The organism is Wolbachia endosymbiont of Cylisticus convexus (assembly GCF_003344345.1).
In genome coordinates this window covers 1-18,868 of the sequence record NZ_QPIP01000025.1, presented here as the reverse complement: position 1 = coordinate 18,868, position 18,868 = coordinate 1, and the positions used below count along the sequence as shown (strand labels likewise).

General features: G+C 35.0%; 10 protein-coding genes, 1 tRNA gene and 4 pseudogenes. 11 read left to right on the top strand and 4 right to left on the bottom strand.

What is annotated here, in order from left to right:
• Positions 1 to 4: 4 nt before the first annotated feature.
• From tuf to Wcon_RS03905, 9 genes and pseudogenes are all read left to right on the top strand, one after another.
• Positions 5 to 1,177 (top strand): elongation factor Tu, encoded by a 1,173-nt coding sequence (gene tuf / locus Wcon_RS03945; RefSeq protein ID WP_114517289.1) that lies wholly within the window; start codon positions 5 to 7, stop codon positions 1,175 to 1,177.
• A 12-nt stretch (positions 1,178 to 1,189) separates the two neighbouring features.
• Positions 1,190 to 1,262, top strand: a tRNA-Trp gene (locus Wcon_RS03940).
• A 10-nt stretch (positions 1,263 to 1,272) separates the two neighbouring features.
• Positions 1,273 to 1,482, top strand: a complete 210-nt coding sequence (secE, locus tag Wcon_RS03935; RefSeq protein ID WP_114517288.1) for a preprotein translocase subunit SecE — start codon at positions 1,273 to 1,275, stop codon at positions 1,480 to 1,482.
• Positions 1,472 to 2,307 (top strand): annotated as a pseudogene (nusG, locus tag Wcon_RS12785) (transcription termination/antitermination protein NusG). The gene secE and the pseudogene nusG overlap by 11 nt, the downstream one beginning before the upstream one ends.
• Positions 2,308 to 2,309: 2 nt before the next feature.
• Positions 2,310 to 2,750, top strand: a complete 441-nt coding sequence (locus Wcon_RS03925) for a 50S ribosomal protein L11 (RefSeq protein WP_047759008.1) — start codon at positions 2,310 to 2,312, stop codon at positions 2,748 to 2,750.
• A 4-nt stretch (positions 2,751 to 2,754) separates the two neighbouring features.
• Positions 2,755 to 3,407: pseudogene (gene rplA / locus Wcon_RS03920) on the top strand (50S ribosomal protein L1).
• Between the two features lie 12 nt (positions 3,408 to 3,419).
• Complete coding sequence (rplJ, locus tag Wcon_RS03915) at positions 3,420 to 3,938, top strand: 50S ribosomal protein L10 (protein WP_047759006.1); 519 nt, start codon at positions 3,420 to 3,422, stop codon at positions 3,936 to 3,938.
• A 26-nt stretch (positions 3,939 to 3,964) separates the two neighbouring features.
• Positions 3,965 to 4,363, top strand: coding sequence for a 50S ribosomal protein L7/L12 (gene rplL / locus Wcon_RS03910; protein WP_114517287.1), 399 nt, complete (start codon positions 3,965 to 3,967; stop codon positions 4,361 to 4,363).
• Positions 4,364 to 4,422: 59 nt separating this feature from the next.
• Positions 4,423 to 12,942 (top strand): DNA-directed RNA polymerase subunit beta/beta', encoded by an 8,520-nt coding sequence (locus Wcon_RS03905; protein WP_114517286.1) that lies wholly within the window; start codon positions 4,423 to 4,425, stop codon positions 12,940 to 12,942.
• A gap of 37 nt (positions 12,943 to 12,979) precedes the next feature.
• On the opposite strand, the gene dusB is transcribed toward Wcon_RS03905, so the two are convergent.
• From dusB to Wcon_RS11895, 3 genes are read right to left on the bottom strand one after another with little or no spacing between them, the layout of a single operon-like run.
• Positions 12,980 to 13,930, bottom strand: coding sequence for a tRNA dihydrouridine synthase DusB (dusB, locus tag Wcon_RS03900; RefSeq protein WP_114517285.1), 951 nt, complete (start codon positions 13,928 to 13,930; stop codon positions 12,980 to 12,982).
• 6 nt (positions 13,931 to 13,936) lie between these two features.
• A complete protein-coding gene (locus Wcon_RS11900; RefSeq protein ID WP_237350020.1) occupies positions 13,937 to 14,515 on the bottom strand; it encodes a hypothetical protein in 579 nt (192 codons plus the stop codon).
• A complete protein-coding gene (locus Wcon_RS11895) occupies positions 14,496 to 15,407 on the bottom strand; it encodes a hypothetical protein (protein ID WP_237350019.1) in 912 nt (303 codons plus the stop codon). The genes Wcon_RS11900 and Wcon_RS11895 overlap by 20 nt, the downstream gene beginning before the upstream one ends.
• Positions 15,408 to 15,543: 136 nt before the next feature.
• Between Wcon_RS11895 and serS the strand changes: the two are divergent.
• Together serS and purD are read left to right on the top strand one after the other, a co-directional pair.
• Positions 15,544 to 16,820 (top strand): annotated as a pseudogene (gene serS / locus Wcon_RS03890) (serine--tRNA ligase).
• A 34-nt stretch (positions 16,821 to 16,854) separates the two neighbouring features.
• The gene (gene purD, locus Wcon_RS03885) at positions 16,855 to 18,126 is read left to right on the top strand and encodes a phosphoribosylamine--glycine ligase (protein WP_114517284.1); all 1,272 of its coding nucleotides are present in this window, start codon (positions 16,855 to 16,857) and stop codon (positions 18,124 to 18,126) included.
• 69 nt (positions 18,127 to 18,195) lie between these two features.
• Here purD and Wcon_RS03880 read toward each other — a convergent pair.
• Positions 18,196 to 18,868 (bottom strand): annotated as a pseudogene (locus Wcon_RS03880) (IS630 family transposase); the annotation flags it as partial.

Genomic DNA, 18,868 nt, shown 5'->3' with positions numbered 1-18,868 from the left:
AATTATGACAGCAGTAGTAGAAGCATTTGACAAGCCGCATGTAAATGTGGGAACGATAGGACATGTGGATCATGGAAAGACAACGTTAACAGCGGCAATAACAAAACATTACGGGAACTTTATAGCATATGATCAAATAGATAAAGCGCCAGAAGAAAGAAAGAGGGGAATAACAATAGCAACAGCGCATGTTGAATATCAGACGGAAAAAAGGCATTATGCACACGTTGATTGTCCTGGGCATGCTGATTATGTAAAGAATATGATAGTAGGTGCAGCACAGATGGATGCAGCAATATTGGTGGTGTCGGGGGTTGATGGGCCAATGCCACAAACGAGAGAGCATATATTGCTGGCAAAGCAGGTGGGTGTTGGATATATCGTGGTATACATAAATAAAGCTGATGTTGCTGATGCTGATATGATAGATTTAGTGGAAATGGAAGTGAGAGAGTTGCTGAGCAAGTACGGATTTCCGGGGGATGAAGTACCTGTGATAGTTGGTTCAGCACTCAAGGCGCTGGAGGATGATAGCAGTGAATATGGAAAGAAATCAATAGACAAATTGATGGGAAAATTAGATGAATATGTGGAGGTTCCATCAAGGCCTGTAGATTTACCATTTTTATTGCCAATCGAAGATGTATTTTCGATATCGGGGCGTGGGACGGTAGTAACGGGAAGGATAGAAAAGGGAGAGATAAAAACAGGTGATGAGATAGAGATAATAGGTCTAAAAGCGACGCAAAAGACGATATGTACTGGTGTAGAAATGTTTAAGAAGTTGCTGAATAAGGGGAGTGCGGGGCTGAATGTGGGGATATTACTAAGGGGGACAAAGAGAGAGGAGGTGGAAAGAGGGCAAGTATTAGCAAAATCGGGGACAATAACGCCGCATAAGAAATTTAACGCGGAGGTATATATATTGAAGAAAGAAGAAGGAGGAAGGCATACACCATTTTTTGCGAATTACCAGCCACAGTTTTATTTAAGGACAACGGATGTAACTGGGAGCATAAAATTGCTAGATGGGAAGGAGATGGTAATGCCAGGAGATAATGTGAGTGTAGAAGTAGAATTGCAAGCACCAATAGCAATGGATAAGGGGTTGCGTTTTGCGATAAGAGAAGGTGGTAAAACTGTTGGTTCTGGTGTGGTTTCGGAAATTTTGGAGTAAGATTTGAATTATAGGAGTGTAGCTCAATTGGTAGAGCACTGGTCTCCAAAACCAGAGGTTGTAGGTTCAATTCCTATCGCTCCTGCATTAATGTTATGGTAGAAATGTTAAAAAATTTATGTGGTTTTTTTTGTGATATAAAGCAAGAAATAAGGAGGATTGCTTGGATAAAAAAACAGCAGGTATTGTCATCTCTGTTTGTTGTAATAGTTGTTATATTATGTTTTTCGATTTTCTTCTGTTTCGTGGATTTTATGTCTCTTTACATAATTAAGGCTTTGTTTGGAATTATTTATGGAATGTGAATATAAATGGTATATCATTAAAGTTGATTATGGGTATGAATCAGATATACGTGAATTGGTAAGCAATACTGTCTATTTTAAGGAGGTATTTATTCCTTATCAGATAGTATATAACTCAAAGTCTAATATAAAAGAGTTATGTGAAGTATATATATGTATGCATCTGTGTGATGAAAGCAAAAATATTTTGAATCAAATGATTGGATTTTGTAGTGACGAGTCTGGTAATTTTGAGGAGATTTTAGATGATGAGATAAATTCAAAACGCAAGGAATTTAATAGATATAAGTGGTATATTTTAAGAGTTGCCTCTAATTATGAAGAGAAAGTGCGCCAACATATATTAGAAAATTCTATGAGATTGGGTGTTAACAATTATTTTAATGGGGTTTTTATTCCTTGTGAAGAATTAAGTGAGATGGACTTAAAATCTAAAAAAATTGCTGCACGGAGGAAATGCTTTCCTGGTTATGTTTTTTATACGTGAATTTATGTGATGAGGTATTGAATTTTATCAATAATATACCAAAATCTCTTAAGGTTTATGGATTTTTGAAAAATGCTAATGTTCCAAAGGTAATTACGGATGATGAGATTCGCTCAATGTGTAGTGCGCTTTACAATGCTCAAGAAACGAAAAAGTTAAGTTATGGTTATGAGAAAGGTGAAAAAGTGAAAATCAATGATGGTCTTTTTCAAAATTTTACTGGTAAGGTAGATATGGTAAATGATGAGAAAAAAATTATTAATGTGGAAGTATCGATTTTAGGTAAGCCAACAATAATAGGGCTTGATTTTGCTCAAGTTGAAAAAATAGAGGAGTAGTTATGAGTGTTATAATTGCTAAGATTAACTTACTTATGGAAGCTGGGAAAGCAGTTCCAGGACCGAAAATTGCTTCAGTACTTGGTCCACGTGGTATACCTGTTCCTAAGTTTTGTGAAGCTTTTAATAAAGTTACTAGCGCTGCTAACGCTAATTATAAAGTAGGCGATTTAGTAACAGTGCGAATTTCCATAAAGGATGATCGCTCTCATGATTTTACTGTTAGCGGTCCGCCTGTGGCTTATTTACTTAAGCAGGAGGCTAAATTAACTAAAGGTTCTGGTAATCCTGGTAAAGAATTAGTGACTAAATTACCTATGTCTGCTATAATTAAAGTGGCAAAGTGCAAGATGGTTGATATGAAAGTGGGTAATGAAGATTCAGCAGTGAAAATGGTTGTAGGCACTGCAAAATCTATGGGTATAGAAGTTGTGGAAGGTTAGGTAAATGAATACATATAATGATAATCCTAAGCAGTGTTTGAAGAAGATTATTGAGTTTGCTTCAGCAAAGTTTAATGAATCAATTGATATTGCAGTCAATTTAGGAATAGATTCTCGTAAATCTGAAGAGCAGGTGCGTGGTACAGTAGTTTTACCTAAAGGTATTGGAAAGGATATTAAAGTGGCTGTTTTTGCCCAGGGTAAGCATTTATTAGAAGCTAAAAAAGCTGATGCTGATATTGCAGGGGGAGAGGATTTAGTTGAAGAAATAAAAAAGGTAAAAAGTTGGATGTTGATTGGTGCATCACTACTCCTGATTTTATTGTAAAAATTACTCCTATTGCAAAAATATTGGGTGCTAAAGGGCTGATGCCTAATCCTAAATTTGGTACTGTGACTTCTAATGTTGAGGAGGCTATTAAAACTATTAAGTCTGGTCAAATAAGATTTAGGACAGATAAGAGTGGTATTATTCATGGTAAGTTAGGGAGTGTTAAGTTCGATGTTGATAATTTATTGGAAAATTTAAAAGCCTTTCTTAAAGTAATTAAAGATAATAAACCTACTTCTGTAAAAGGAGTTTACTTTAAAGGTGTTTTTTTAAATTCAACTATGGGTAAAGCTTATAAAATAAACAAAATAGAAGATATAATTTAGGGGAGTGGTACCGTGAAGCGTAAAGATAAGGATGAATTTATACAGAGCATAATGAATATATTTGTAAATAATGATTTCTTAATATTGGTAAATTTTAAGTCTATGAATGTTAATGATTCATTAATTCTTAGGAATAGCCTAAAGTCTGTAATGAGTGGGATGTTGGTAGTTAAAAACACTCTAGCCTGCTTAGCTTTGGAAAGGACTGGCAGATTTTCTTATTTATCAGGCAAATTTTCTGGTCCTGTTGCTATTATATACTCTAGTGGCATAGTAGAAGCTGCAAAATTAATAGTTGATTTTGTTAATACTAATAAAGAAAAAATGTCTGTAATTTGTGCAGCTCATATAAATGAATTGTTGACAGTGGAAGATGTTAATAAATTGGCTAAATTGCCTTCTCTGGATGAATTACGTGTTAAAATTATGCGTTTAATATCTTATGATATTCCTGCTCGATTGGCGTTGTCTATTAATTCATCTTCTATGAGGCTTATGAGAGTTTTGGATTATTATAGTTCTAAAAAATAAATTTGTTGTTAAGTAAGGTGGTAATTATGAGTAATGTAATAAGTGATTTAGCTAATAGAATATTAGATTTAAAACTAATAGAGGCTTCTGAACTTGTAAAAGTTCTAGAAGAGAAAATAGGGTTGCCTGCTAATTCTTTTCTTGGTGGAGCTGTTGGTGCTGGGGCGCCTATTAGTGATAATGCCGCTCCTGCTGCTCAAGAAAAAGCTGAGTATAAAGTTGTAATTAAAGAAATTGATGCGAGCAAAAAAATAGGAGTTATTAAAGCTACTAGAGAGGTTAATTCTACATTGGGTTTAAAAGAAGCAAAAGAGTTGGTTGAATCTTTGCCTAAAGATTTGATTGCTAATGTTTCTAAAGACGAAGCAGAAAAAATAAAGCAAAAACTTATTGAAGCAGGAGCAACTAAAGTTGAGTTTGAATAAAGTGTTAGTATATTAATTTTATGTTGATATAGCTCTTTTAATTAGTTGAAGGTATTTTAATGATTGATTCTTCTTATATGTGTGCTTTTAGTGCTTTTGTTCCTAGAGTTTCTTATTCCAGGTCGATTGATTTAAAAGATTCTTTGTTAGATTTGGTTAAAGTTCAAAAGGAATCATATAGTTCCTTTAGTTCTAATAGTAAGGATAATAAAAGGCTTGAAGCTATCTTTCATACAATCTTTCCAATAAATGATCCTTTGCATAGGGCTACTATCGAGTTTATGAGTTGTAGGGTAGATGATCTTAAGTATAATGAATCTGAATGTATAAAACGTGGTATAACTTTTTCTGCTCAGGTTATTGCTTCTATACGTCTTGCTATTATGCAGGATGGTGTTTCTCTTGATGAATATAAATCAATTAAAGAGAGTGGCGATCATTCTAAATTTGCAACTGTTATAAAATCTGTTGAAGAGCAAGAAGTTCGCTTTTGTGAGCTGCCTATGATGACTGATAATGGCACTTTCATCATTAATGGCGTAGAAAAAGTTATCGTTTCACAAATGCATAGATCTCCTGGAGTGTTTTTTGATAGTGATAAGGGAAAAACTTACAATTCTGGTAAATTGATCTATTCTGCCAGAGTTATTCCTTATAGAGGTTCTTGGCTTGATATTGAGTTTGATGTTAAAGATCATTTGTATTTCCGTGTTGATAGAAAGAGAAAATTGCCAATATCAGTTTTATTAAAGGCTTTGGGCCTATCAAATAATGATATACTTAATAAATTTTATGAAAAAGTAGAGTATGTAAAACATAAAAGTGGTTGGAAAGTACCTTTCACTCCTGATAAATTTAAGGGAATTAGATTGCCTTTTGACTTAAGGGATGTTGCAGGTAATATCCTGCTTAAAGCTAATGTTCGTATTACCGCAAGGCTAGCCAAAAAGATGCATGAAGATGGATTGAAAGAGTATCTGGTGCCTTCTGATTCTATATGTGATTTATTTCTTGCAGAAGATTTAATAGATAGTGCTAGTTCTGCAAAAGTTTTATCTGCTGGTGAACCTATAAAATTAGAGGATGTAAAAAAGCTTGAATTGTTATCTATAGATAAAATATCAGTATTGAACATAGATAATGTTTCTGTTGGACCTTATATATTAAATACACTTTTCTTAGATGAAAATATGTCTTATCAGAATGCGCTATACGAAATATATAAAGTTTTACGTCCCGGTGAAGTTCCTGTTTTAGAGATAGTAGAGGAATTTTTCCATAATCTTTTCTTCAATCAAGAATATTATGATCTGTCTAATATTGGTAGATTAAAACTTAACTCTTGCTTTGGGTTAAATTATGACGAAAATTTAACTACTTTAACACATGGAGACATTATTGGAATTATAAGAAAAATAGTATTGTTACGTGATGGTCAAGGATCTGTAGATGATATTGATCATTTAGCAAATAGAAGAGTCCGTTCAGTTGGGGAATTTATAGAAAATCAATTTAGAACTGGATTATTAAAATTGGAGCGGGCAGTAGTTGATTCTATGTCTACTTCTAGTTTAGATAAAGTCTCTCCATCCGATTTTATAAACCCAAAAGTGTTAACCAATGTCTTAAGAGATTTTTTCAATTCTTCTCAATTATCTCAATTTATGGATCAGACTAATCCATTATCTGAAATAACACATAAAAGAAGGTTGTCGGCGTTAGGTCCTGGTGGTTTAACAAGAGAAAGGGCGGGATTTGAAGTGCGTGATGTTCATCCAACTCATTACGGAAGAATTTGCCCTATTGAAACTCCTGAGGGGCAAAATATAGGCTTAATTAACAGCTTGGCTATATACGCTCGTATTAATAAATATGGGTTTATTGAAAGTCCTTATAGGAAAGTAGTGAATAAGGTTGTTACTGATCAAATTGAGTATCTGTCTGCTATAGATGAAGGTTTATATTATATAGCTGATACCAGTGCAAAGCTTGATGAAAACAATTGCTTTGTTGATGATATGCTGTACTGTAGATATGCTGGTACTTTTGTCATGGTAAGTAGTAACCAAGTGAGTTACATTGATTTATCTCCTAAGCAGGTAATATCAGTTGCTGCTTCTTTAATTCCATTTTTAGAAAATGATGATGCTAATAGAGCACTAATGGGTTCAAATATGCAACGTCAAGCTGTACCTTTATTGAAGCCTACTGCTCCTTTGGTTGCTACTGGTATGGAGTCTTTCGTAGCTTCTGGCTCTGGCGCTGTAGTTTTAGCAAAACGTGATGGCATAGTTGATAGCTCTGATAGTAACTCTATAGTTATACGTGTTTTTGATAAAGAAGGGGTTAACTACTTGGATGTAGATATTTATCATCTAAGGAAATTTCAGCGTTCTAATCATAATACTTGTATTAATCAGAGACCACTGGTGCATGTAGGTGATTGTGTTAAGAAAGGTGATGTGATAGCTGATGGTCCTGCTATTAATAATGGTGAATTGGCACTTGGTCAAAACTTGCTAGTTGCTTTTATGTCTTGGCAAGGTTATAATTTTGAAGACTCAATTATTATTTCTAGTGAAGTTGTTAAAAAAGATCTCTTTACTTCTATTCATATAGAAGAATTTGAATGTGTTGTGCATGATACTCCTTTAGGGTCAGAAAAAATAACTCGTGCCATACCCGGTGTTAATGAAGAAAATCTTTATCACTTGGATGATAGTGGTATAGTGAAAATTGGTACAAGAGTTGGTCCAGGCTATATTTTGGTGGGGAAAGTTACACCTAAGCATTCTCTTTCATTGCCTCCTGAGACAAAACTGTTAATGACAATTTTTGGTGAAAAGTCATTTGATTGTGCGGATTCCTCTTTATATACATCTCCGGATATTGAAGGGACAGTGATTGACGTGCAAGTCTTTACACGCAGGGGGGGAGAAGAAAATGAAAGGGCATTTCTCATTAAGCAAAAAGAGGTAAATGACTTTGAGAAAGAGCGAGACCATATAATCAATGTTATTAGTCAATATTTCTATGATGAATTGAAAAAACTTCTTATTAGTTCTGGCTCTCAAGATCGAGAAAGTATTAATTTTATTGAACGTGAGGTATGGTGGGGTATAGGATTAAAAAACCAATCTATTTCTAAGCAAGTTGAGAGCTTAAAAGAGGATTTTAATCAAAAGATATCAAATGCAATAGCACAATTTAAGAAAAAAGTAGAAAAATTACATGAAGGTTATGATTTACCTCAGGGTGTGTCAATGTCAGTAAAAATTTTCATTGCTGTGAAACATAGTCTGCAACCAGGAGATAAAATGGCTGGTAGACATGGAAATAAAGGTGTGATTTCTCGAGTTGTTCCAGTGGAAGATATGCCTTATTTGGAAGATGGTACTCCTATTGATATTATTCTTAACCCTCTTGGCGTTCCTTCACGAATGAATGTAGGGCAAATATTGGAAGCGCATGTAGGTTGGGCTTGTAAAAAATTAGGAGAAAAAGTAGGCAATATTCTTGACGAGATCAATAAAATCAAACGTGCTTTTTGTGAGGGAATTAAATCTCTTAATGATGATGATTTTGTAAAATTTGCAGCAGCATATCTTGATAATAAAAAAATTGAGGATATTAATGATGATGAAATAACAGCTTCTATTTTAGATATGCCTAATAAGGATGAACTAAATAATGAATTGACTACATTAGTAGAGAATTATTTTAACTCTTGTAAGGGTGCACACAGCAGTTTACGTAACTTCCTTACTGAGGTTTATAGTTGTGGCAGTAATGTATCTGTTTGTAATAATATTCATGATATTAGCGATAATAATCTCATTGAATTTGCGCATAAATTACGTAATGGCATTCCTGTTGCTGCACCTGTATTTGAAGGTCCAAAAGATGAACAAATAGTAAAGCTATTTGAACTTGCTGGGTTGGATAACTCTGGGCAAGTTGTATTATATGATGGTTGTTCAGGTGAGAAGTTCGACCGCAAAGTTACAGTTGGTTACATGTACATGCTTAAGTTGCACCACTTAGTAGATGGTAAAATTCATGCGCGTTCAGTAGGACCTTATAGTTTGGTTACTCAACAGCCTCTTGGAGGAAAGTCTCATTTTGGTGGTCAGCGTTTTGGTGAAATGGAATGTTGGGCATTGCAAGCCTATGGTGCTGCTTATACTTTGCAGGAAATGTTAACTGTGAAGTCTGATGATATTAATGGTAGGGTTAAGATTTATGAGTCGATAATAAAAGGTGATAGTAATTTTGAATGTGGAATTCCTGAATCCTTTAATGTGATGATAAAAGAGCTGCGTTCCTTGTGTTTAAATGTGGATTTGAAGCAAAATGGCATAGTAATTGAAGATATATCCCATACTAACATTGCACAATCTTTTAATGAGGTTAGCATTTCCATTGCTAGCCCTGAAAGTATTAGACGTATGTCTTGTGGAGAGATAACGGATATTTCAACCGTAAACTATCGTACATTCAAAGTTGAGAAAGGTGGGTTATTTTGTCCTAAAGTTTTTGGTCCTGTCAATGATGATGAATGTTTATGTGGAAGGTACAAAAAAAGGAGATATAGGGGCCGTATATGCGAAAAATGTGGAGTAGAAGTTACATCTTCCAAAGTAAGGAGAGAGAGAATGGGTCATATAGAGCTTGCATCTCCTGTTACTCATATATGGTTTTTGAAGTCACTTCCTTCAAGAATTGGAGCATTATTAGATATGTCTCTGAGAGATATTGAGAGTATTTTATATAGTAATAATTATGTTGTGATAGATCCTCTTGTTTCCTCTTTCGAAAAAGGTGAAATTATTAGTGAGAAAGCTTATAATGAAGCTAAAGATAGCTATGGGGTCGATAGCTTTGTAGCTATGCAAGGTGTTGAAGCTATAAGAGAACTGCTAACGCACCTTGATTTACATGAAATTAGAAAGAATTTAAGACAGGAGTTAGAGTCTGTTGCTTCTGAAATGAGAAGAAAGAAAATTATAAAGAGATTGCGTATTGTTGAAAATTTTATCAAGTCTGGAAACAGGCCTGAGTGGATGATACTTACAACTATACCTATTTTACCACCTGACTTGCGTCCTTTGGTATCGCTTGAAAGTGGTCGCCCTGCAGTTTCTGATCTGAATCATCATTATAGATGTATTAATAATAGAAGTAGGAGATTGGAAAAATTGTTAAGTTTAAATCCTCCTGAGATTATGATTCGTAATGAGAAAAGAATGTTACAAGAGGCAGTTGATTCTCTTTTTGATAATAGTCGTCGTAATACTCTGATAAATAAAGCTGGCGCTACTGGATATAAAAAGTCTCTTAGTGATATGCTGAAAGGAAAGCAAGGTCGTTTCCGTCAGAATCTTTTAGGAAAAAGGGTAGATTACTCTGGACGTTCTGTAATAGTTGTTGGTCCAACTTTAAAACTAAATCAGTGTGGATTACCAAAAAGAATGGCTCTTGAGTTATTTAAACCTTTTATTTACTCAAAGCTTAAGATATATGGCATAGCTCCAACTATTAAATTTGCTAGTAAATTAATAAGAGCAGAAAAGCCAGAAGTTTGGGATATGCTTGAAGAAGTAATAAAAGAGCATCCTGTTTTGCTAAATAGAGCGCCTACGCTACATAGGCTTGGTATTCAGGCTTTTGAGCCAGTCCTTATTGAAGGTAAAGCAATACAGCTTCATCCACTTGTTTGTACAGCATTTAACGCTGACTTTGATGGTGATCAAATGGCAGTGCATGTGCCAATTTCATTAGAAGCTCAACTTGAAGCTAGAGTATTGATGATGTCAATAAATAACGTTTTGAGTCCTTCTAATGGAAGACCAATTATAGTTCCTAGTAAAGATATAGTACTTGGTATATACTATCTGACTCTACAGCAACTTAAGGAAGATAGCTTATCACTTTTTAGTGCTTTTTGTGAAGTTGAGCATTCCTTAAACAATGGCACTCTACATATTCATTCTAATATAAAGTGCAAAATGGAGTATATTAATAACGATGGAAACATTCACTATAAAATTGTTTGTACAACTCCTGGACGTTTAATATTATGGCAGATTTTTCCTAAACATGAGAATCTAAGCTTCGATCTAATAAATCAGGTATTAACAGTGAAGGAAATAACTAGCATAGTTGATTTGGTATATCGTAATTGTGGTCAAAGTGCTACAGTGGCATTTTCTGATAAATTGATGACACTTGGCTTTGAGTATGCTACATTTTCCGGTACTTCTTTTAGTCGTTGCGATATGGTTATACCTGGGACTAAAGCTACACATGTTGATTATACAAGGGGTGAAATTAAGAAATTCTCTGCACAATATCAAGATGGGCTAATCACTAGAAGTGAGAGGTATAATAAGGTTATAGATGAGTGGTCTAAGTGCACAGATATGATAGCGAATGATATGTTAAAAGCGATATCTGTATATGATGAAAATAGTAAGTACAATTCAATATACATGATGGTTAGCTCCGGTGCAAGAGGTTCTACTTCCCAGATGAAGCAGCTAGCAGGAATGCGAGGGCTTATGACTAAACCTTCTGGTGAGATTATAGAAACGCCTATAATTTCTAATTTCCGTGAAGGGTTGAATGTCTTTGAATACTTTAATTCTACTCACGGTGCACGTAAAGGTTTAGCCGATACTGCACTTAAAACTGCAAACTCTGGGTATTTAACTCGTCGTTTAGTTGATGTATCTCAAAATTGCATAGTTACAAAATATGACTGCAAAACAAAAAATGGTCTTATTGTAAGGGCTATAGTTGAGGGAAGTACTATAGTTGCATCTCTAGAGAGTGTTGTGCTAGGTAGAACAGCTGCAAATGATATATATAACCCAGTAACAAAACAGTTATTAGTAAAAGCAGGGGAATTAGTTGATGAAGATAAGGTAAAGCAAATCAACATTGCGGGTCTTGATGCTGTAAAAATTAGGTCACCTTTGACTTGCGAGGTGAGTTCCAGTATATGTTCTTTATGTTATGGAAGAGATCTTGCAACTGGTAAAATTGTTTCAATAGGCGAAGCAGTTGGTGTAATAGCTGCTCAATCTGTTGGGGAGCCAGGTACTCAGTTAACGATGCGTACTTTCCATATAGGTGGAGTAATGACTAGAGGTGTTGAATCCTCAAATATTATAGCTTCTATTAATGCTAGAATAAAATTAAATAATAGTAATATAATTATAGATAGAAACGGAAATAAAATTGTGATAAGCCGTTCCTGTGAAGTCGTCTTAATTGATAGCCTTGGTAGTGAAAAATTGAAGCACAGTGTGCCTTATGGTGCTAAACTTTATATAAATGAGGGTGAGTTAGTAAAAATTGGTGATAAAATTGCGGAATGGGATCCTTATACATTACCTGTTATTACGGAAAAGACTGGTACAATATCTTATAAGGACTTAAAAGATGGAATTTCGATCACTGAAGTGATGGATGAATCTACAGGAATATCAAATAGAGTAGTAAAAGATTGGAAATTGTATTCTGGTGGAGCTAATTTACGTCCTCGTATTGCGCTCCTTGATGATAATGGCGAAGTAATAACGCTCGCAAGTGGTGTTGAAGCATGTTACTTTATACCGGTTGGTGCAGTGCTTAATGTACAGGATGGTCAGAAGGTTCATGCAGGTGATGTTATTACAAGAACACCAAGAGAGTCAGTTAAAACTCGTGATATTACTGGTGGTTTGCCGAGGGTTATAGAATTATTTGAAGCACGTCGTTCTAAAGAGCATGCTATCGTTAGTGAAATAGATGGTTGTGTAATGTTTTCTGAGAAAGATCGTAGAGGAAAACGCAGTATATTAATTAAACCTGTAGATGAACAGATTTCTCCAGTTGAGTATCTGATATCAAGAAGTAAGCATGTGATAGTCAATGAGGGTGATTTTGTGCGTAAAGGTGATTTATTAATGGATGGTGACCCTGATCTTCATGATATTCTACGTGTGCTTGGGTTAGAAGCTTTAGCACACTATATGATTTCTGAAATACAACAAGTTTATAGGTTACAAGGTGTGCGCATAGACAACAAACATTTAGAAGTGATCTTAAGACAAATGCTACAAAAAGTGGAAATTACTGACCCTGGTGATACTATGTACTTAGTTGGCGAAAGTGTCGGCAAGCTGGAAGTTGATAGAGAAAACGGTGCTATGAATAACTCTGGCAAACGGCCTGCTCATTATCTCCCTATTCTACAGGGGATTACTAGGGCAAGTCTTGAAACTAATTCTTTTATTTCTGCTGCCTCTTTCCAAGAGACAACAAAAGTACTGACGGAAGCAGCATTCTGCGGAAAGAGTGATCCTTTAAGTGGATTAAAAGAAAATGTTATAGTAGGAAGATTAATTCCTGCTGGTACGGGTTTGATTATGAATAAGGTGAGGGCACTTTCACTTTGTGAGAATATAGATAAGTATGAAAAATATTTTGATATTGAAACTTATGACGAGAAATGTTTGGGGGATAATGGTTGTCATTTAAGTTCTGGTGAAGAAGAGAGTATGGTGGCATCACATTATGATCAGTCGAATTGAATATAGCTAACGAGACAGTATGTTGAATCAACTTTTTTTAATTAAAAAAATTGATTATATTTTCTTTTACTTCTGTGCTGTCTGTCATGCTATTTACTCTTACACGAAATTCAGATGAATTTTTAAGTCCACTACTGTACCAGCCTATATGTTTGCGGGCTATCTTTATTCCTATGTCGTTTCCATAGTACTCAAGAATACTGTCATAATGCTTGAGTATTATGCTTAACCTCTCTGAGGCTGTCGGTTCAGAAATTTCACCTCCACTTAAAAAATTCATTACTTGATTAATCAACCAAGGTTTGCCGTAAGCACCACGACCTATCATTACTCCGTCTGCTCCTGATTCTTTGAACGCGTTTTGAATATCATCCAAGCTTTTAATATCACCATTCACTATAACCGGAATTTTTACCTGCTCTTTAACATTTCTAACGAATTTCCAATCTGCTTGACCATTATAAAGCTGCGCCCTTGTTCTTCCATGTACAGTAATCATCTTAGCTCCCAAATCCTCTGCAATTTTTGCTAAACGCGGAGCATTACGATTTTCATCATTCCATCCAGTACGCATTTTCACTGTAACTGGCACATTCACTGCCTTAACTACAGCTTCGATTATTTTAGCGGCCTTTTTTTCATCACGCATTAGTGCTGACCCTGCATAATCATTTACAACTTTTTTAACTGGACAACCAAAATTTATATCTATGATTTTTGCGCCCATATCCTCATTTAATTTTGCAGCTTCTGCCATTACATCCGGCTCGCATCCAGCAAGCTGCACAGCGGTTGATTCATCGACTTTTGCTTTTTGCATACTCTGGCGAGTTTGCATGATCATAGCTCTGCTTGCAATCATTTCTGAAACTAGCAAACTTGCACCAAGTTTCTTTACAATGTTTCTAAATGGATAATCAGTAACTCCTGACATCGGAGCTAAAATAACCGGAGAGTCAATTGTCAAATTTCCTACTTGGAGGGACATAAGCTCTTAGTTGTTAAAAAATGCATTTTTGATACTGTTATAAGCTGCTATAATAGCATCTTGCACAAATGAACTTGTGGCAGGTTGTGTTTCCTCTTTCTTACTATCTTCAAGACTAAGCTGCTGTAGAGTATCGTGTAAAATTCCACCTTCAGCAATAGTTTCCCACTCTTCATCCTTCATAAGTGCTTCTGTAAACTCTCTTCTCTTTTTTTGCAATTGTTCCGGATTAGGCTTGTATTTTGATAACTCTCTGTCAATTTCATCAAATGATTTATCCTCGTTGAGCATTTCCGTAATCCTATGAGCATTTTCTAAAGCAAATATTCCACAATTACAGCCATCTTCTTGCTGCTTAGTTGGTGAGCTTCTTATGTTATCATTATTTCCTATCTCTAATGTTTCCTGCAATATGCTTACTATATAATCACCATTAATTTGCTTACTAGCTAATTTGTTTTTATCTTTTCTTGCACAATTCAATGTTTCTTGAACATCATCTTTTCTTTCCTTAAGGCTAACATTATCTGGATTATTTTCTTTTTCCCGTATCAAATCGCCGATTTCATTGCCTAAAGGCTCCACACATTCCGCAGTAATCATTAGCAAGAGTTATATTATCTTTTACTGTTCCATCAACCTTATTTGGTAATTGAGTGCCAAATGAATCACAATAGTAAGCTCTAAATTGTTTATTTGTTGGTTCATATATAACGACTAATGTTACCCAATGATAATTTCCTATATTAACAACTGCAGTAAATGTTCTCTTTAAATTTTCTCGCTCTACTCTACTTTTATACTCTTTCAACCTTTCGTTTAACGAGTTCACGTCACCAGGGATAGAGAAAAATACATCATTCGTGGAGACTTCTAAATATCCATATCTCACTCTTGCAATATGAGCAACATCATGTTGCTGCAACAAGTAATCATACTTTTTGAGATTTGTCTGATGCATAAGAGTTTGCAGATCTTCATGAAACTCTTTGCCACCTAAACCACTATCTCCTGAAGCATTAGAATTTCTACGACTATTGTTGCTTGAGACAGGTTCACTGCCTGGTATAATACCACTATCTGCATCTGGAGTTTTTGGATTTCCTTGATTATTTACAGCCTGCTCTTGCTCTGGTGATTTTGACAGCTCATCAATTTTAGTATTGCTCTCTTTTTCCTTTGAAGCTCCTTTTCCATCAACATAACCCTTTACCCAGTGAAATAAGGGCTCAACAACCATTTTGTATATCGCTGTAAGCACTATTCCCATTAAGATCCAAGCTACAGGATGAAAAATTAGCATAGCAAGTGGTAAAGTTAAGAGGGTAGACCCTATTATCAACCCCAAACAGCCAACAGTAAATGTAGCTGCTAGATATATACCAAAAGCGTAGATAGCAAATCTTCCACCATCCTTAAGTTTGGTGAAGTGAGTACTCTCTTTAAATTCATTGTATTCTTCTATGATGCCTAACATATTATATTTTACGTTAATTAATTCTAGCAAATTCTGGAGGTAAAATCAATATTAGCATTTATCTGCATTGTATGCAAAAATATTGAATGTTAGAAACTTTTGAAGTACAGTAATGATGTTAGTAATAGCACAATATATGCATGATATAGAACATATACGCAAAAACCCTGAAGGATTTGAAAAAGCAATGAAAAGCAGGGGGATGGAAGAATTTACTACAGAAGAAATATTGGGTATTGATCATGAAAAAAGATCACTGACTACTAAACTACAAGCTTTAAATAAGCAACGCAACGAAGTCACAGAAGAAATAAAGAAGCTTAAAATGAACAAAAGCCCCTGTGAAAAGCAAATAGAGTTATCAAAAAGCATCACAAATGAGATAGAGGCAGCTAGTTTAAAAGAGCAGGTAGAAAAAGATAAGTTAATGAATACCTTATCTAATTTACCGAATGTCCCTTCGCAAGATGTACCAATAGGTGCGGATGAAAACTCTAACATAGAAATTAGAAGGTGTGGAGAAAAAAGGCAATTTGATTTTACACCAAAATCTCATTATGAGCTTGGAGAAAGGTTGGGTTTGATGGATTTTGAGCAAGCAGCAAAAATTTCTGGATCAAGATTTACAATATTAAAAGGACAATTAGCTAAGCTTGGACGAGCATTAATAAATTTTATGCTTGATACTCATGCAAATGAGTTTGGTTATACTGAGGTGTATCACCCAGCTTTAGTGAAAAACAAGGCGATGTATAATGTTGGTCAGCTACCAAAATTTTCTGATGACTCATATTTAACTACCGACGAATTGAGATTAATTCCCACAAGTGAAGTGTTTTTAACAAATTTGGTTATTGATAAAATAGTAGAGGAAAAAGAACTGCCTATTCGTTTTACTGCTTATTCGGAGTGCTTTCGTAAAGAAGCAGGTAGTGCAGGTCACGATACCAGGGGCATGATAAGGCAACACCAATTTGGTAAAGTGGAGTTGGTAAGCATCACAACTGAAAACCAATCAAATGATGAGTTTGAGCGTATGACGAGTGTTGCTGAAGAGATATTAAAAAAATTAGAATTGCCATACAGAGTAATGCTGCTTTGCAGTGGCGATATGGGCTTTGCTGCACAAAAGACTTATGACATAGAGGTGTGGTTACCTGAGCAAAATAAATACAGAGAAATATCAAGCTGCTCAAATTGTGGTGCATTTCAGGCAAGGAGGATGAACACTAAATACTTCTCGGAAACTGATAGAAAAACAAAAAATACCTGCACACTTTAAATGGCACAGCTTTAGCTATAGGTAGAACTATTATTGCCATAATGGAGAATTATCAAAATTCCGATGAGTCGGTTACAATACCAAACGTGTTGCAAAAATATATGAATAATGATACTGTTATAAGCAAATAATAATTTTGACATATAGAAAAGCGAGGAAATAAAGATGAAGGTTTTGGTTATAGGTTCTGGTGGGCGTGAACATGCTTTACTTTGGGCTCTAAAGAAGTTTCCTAGCTTGACTAAGTTATATGTTACTCCTGGTCGCTCGGCCATGGAAAATTTTGGAGTTCTTGTGAATATAAATATTCAAGATTCAGTAGATGTTACACAATTTTGCAAGAGAGAAAATATAGAGCTAGTGATTATTGGTCCAGAGCAACCAATAATTAATGGGCTTGCTGATGATTTAACTGCAGAGGGAATAAATGTTTTTGCTCCAAGTCAGGCAGCTGCAAAACTTGAGGCATCAAAGTCTTTTACGAAGGAACTATGTAAACAATATGGTATACCAACCGCCAAGTATGAGCGTTTTATTGATGAAAGGTTAGCTAAAAATTTTGTGTGTAGTAATAGAATAAAATTGCCACTTGTAATTAAAGCAAATGGAATTGCAGCAGGGAAAGGCGTCATAATATGCCACACAGAAAATGAAGCTTTTTCAGCAATAGATTCAATGCTAGTGGAGAAAAATCTTGGTGAATCAGGTGAAGAAATAATCATAGAAGAATTTTTAATTGGAGAAGAAGTAAGTTTTTTTGCTCTTGTTGATGGGTTGAAAGTAGTAACTCTTGGATGTGCAAGAGATTATAAGAGAGTTGGTGAAAATAACAAGGGCCAAAATACTGGAGGCATGGGGTCGTACTCATTACCTTCAATTATAAGTAAGGATATGGAGCAAAAAATTATACAAAAAATAATATACCCTACAATTCAAGCACTGACTAACATGGGAACATCTTATAAGGGAGTGCTCTTTGCTGGTTTAATGATTTGCAAAGATAACCCAAAGCTTCTTGAGTATAATGTTAGATTTGGTGACCCAGAAATACAATCCATGTTACCTAGGCTTGACCCAAACTGTGATTTGTTAAAATTGATGTTGTCAGTTGCAGAAGGCAAGTTAAACACAAAAATAGTGAAATTTAATGATAAAGCTACAGTTTGTGTAGTTGTTGCAAGTAAAGGCTATCCTGGTGATTATCGAAAGGGAGAGGTAATTAAAGGATTGGATAAAATTGAAAACATACCTGGTATATTAGTGTTTCATGCTGGTACTAAGTTGGATGAAAGTGGCAATTGGATTTCCGATGGCGGAAGGGTGCTAAATATAGTAGGAGAAGGAAACACTGTGGAAGAAGCTAAAAGTAAAGTGTACTCAGCGTTAAATTTTCTAGAATGGCCAGGGGGGTTCTTCAGGTATGATATTGGTAGTTAACGTTAGCTAGCAGGTAGCTAATATAGAAACGAAAAAAGTTATAGCTCTTTTCATAATAGTCCGAAAAGCTTATAGAAAAGCGGAATCAACAGCATGACGAAAAGATGTGAATAGAGGGATGTTTTTCCTAGCTCTGTTTTTTATAGCAAACCAATGATGCTCAATTTTGTTAAAATCGGGAGAATAAGGCGGTAGATATAAAATTTCTGCGCCAACTCCTTTAGCAAATTCAGTAATCTTATTAGACTTATGAAAAGTAGCATTATCAAGGATAACAGTTTGTCCAGGTTTCAAAATCGGTGTCAGAAACTGCTCAAACCATTTATTAACATATTACAGTGGCCTTCAAATGTTAACGGAACAACTATTTTCCTGCCGTTTAAGGCTGCAATCATACTGATTCGTTGAATTTTTTTACCAGATTTTAGAGCATAAAACCTCTGTCCCTTCTGGCAATATCCATAAGGGTAGTCCTCGGTGTTATCAATGCCAGACTCATCTATATAAACTAAGTTTTGAGGTTCTTTTGTTGCTATAATTTTCAAAAATTCAGCGCGTTTTTCTTCGTCCCTTTCTTTGTATCCATATGTCTTTTTTTGCGTGTGAGTCCAATTTTTTTAAGAGCTCGATGAATCGTTGGGATACTAACATTGCTCCAAAGCTTAGCCATTTCCGATAGAGTTTTTCCACCATATTTTTTAGCAAATTCAGTAAATTTATTCCAGTCAGTAATTTTGTGATT

Coding starts and splice junctions, on each gene's coding strand:
- tuf (WP_114517289.1), top strand. CDS start 5: ATGACAGCAGTAGTAGAAGCATTTGACAAGCCGCATGTAAATGTGGGA.
- secE (WP_114517288.1), top strand. CDS start 1,273: ATGGTAGAAATGTTAAAAAATTTATGTGGTTTTTTTTGTGATATAAAG.
- Wcon_RS03925 (WP_047759008.1), top strand. CDS start 2,310: ATGAGTGTTATAATTGCTAAGATTAACTTACTTATGGAAGCTGGGAAA.
- rplL (WP_114517287.1), top strand. CDS start 3,965: ATGAGTAATGTAATAAGTGATTTAGCTAATAGAATATTAGATTTAAAA.
- Wcon_RS03905 (WP_114517286.1), top strand. CDS start 4,423: ATGATTGATTCTTCTTATATGTGTGCTTTTAGTGCTTTTGTTCCTAGA.
- dusB (WP_114517285.1), bottom strand. CDS start 13,930: ATGTCCCTCCAAGTAGGAAATTTGACAATTGACTCTCCGGTTATTTTA.
- Wcon_RS11895 (WP_237350019.1), bottom strand. CDS start 15,407: ATGTTAGGCATCATAGAAGAATACAATGAATTTAAAGAGAGTACTCAC.
- purD (WP_114517284.1), top strand. CDS start 16,855: ATGAAGGTTTTGGTTATAGGTTCTGGTGGGCGTGAACATGCTTTACTT.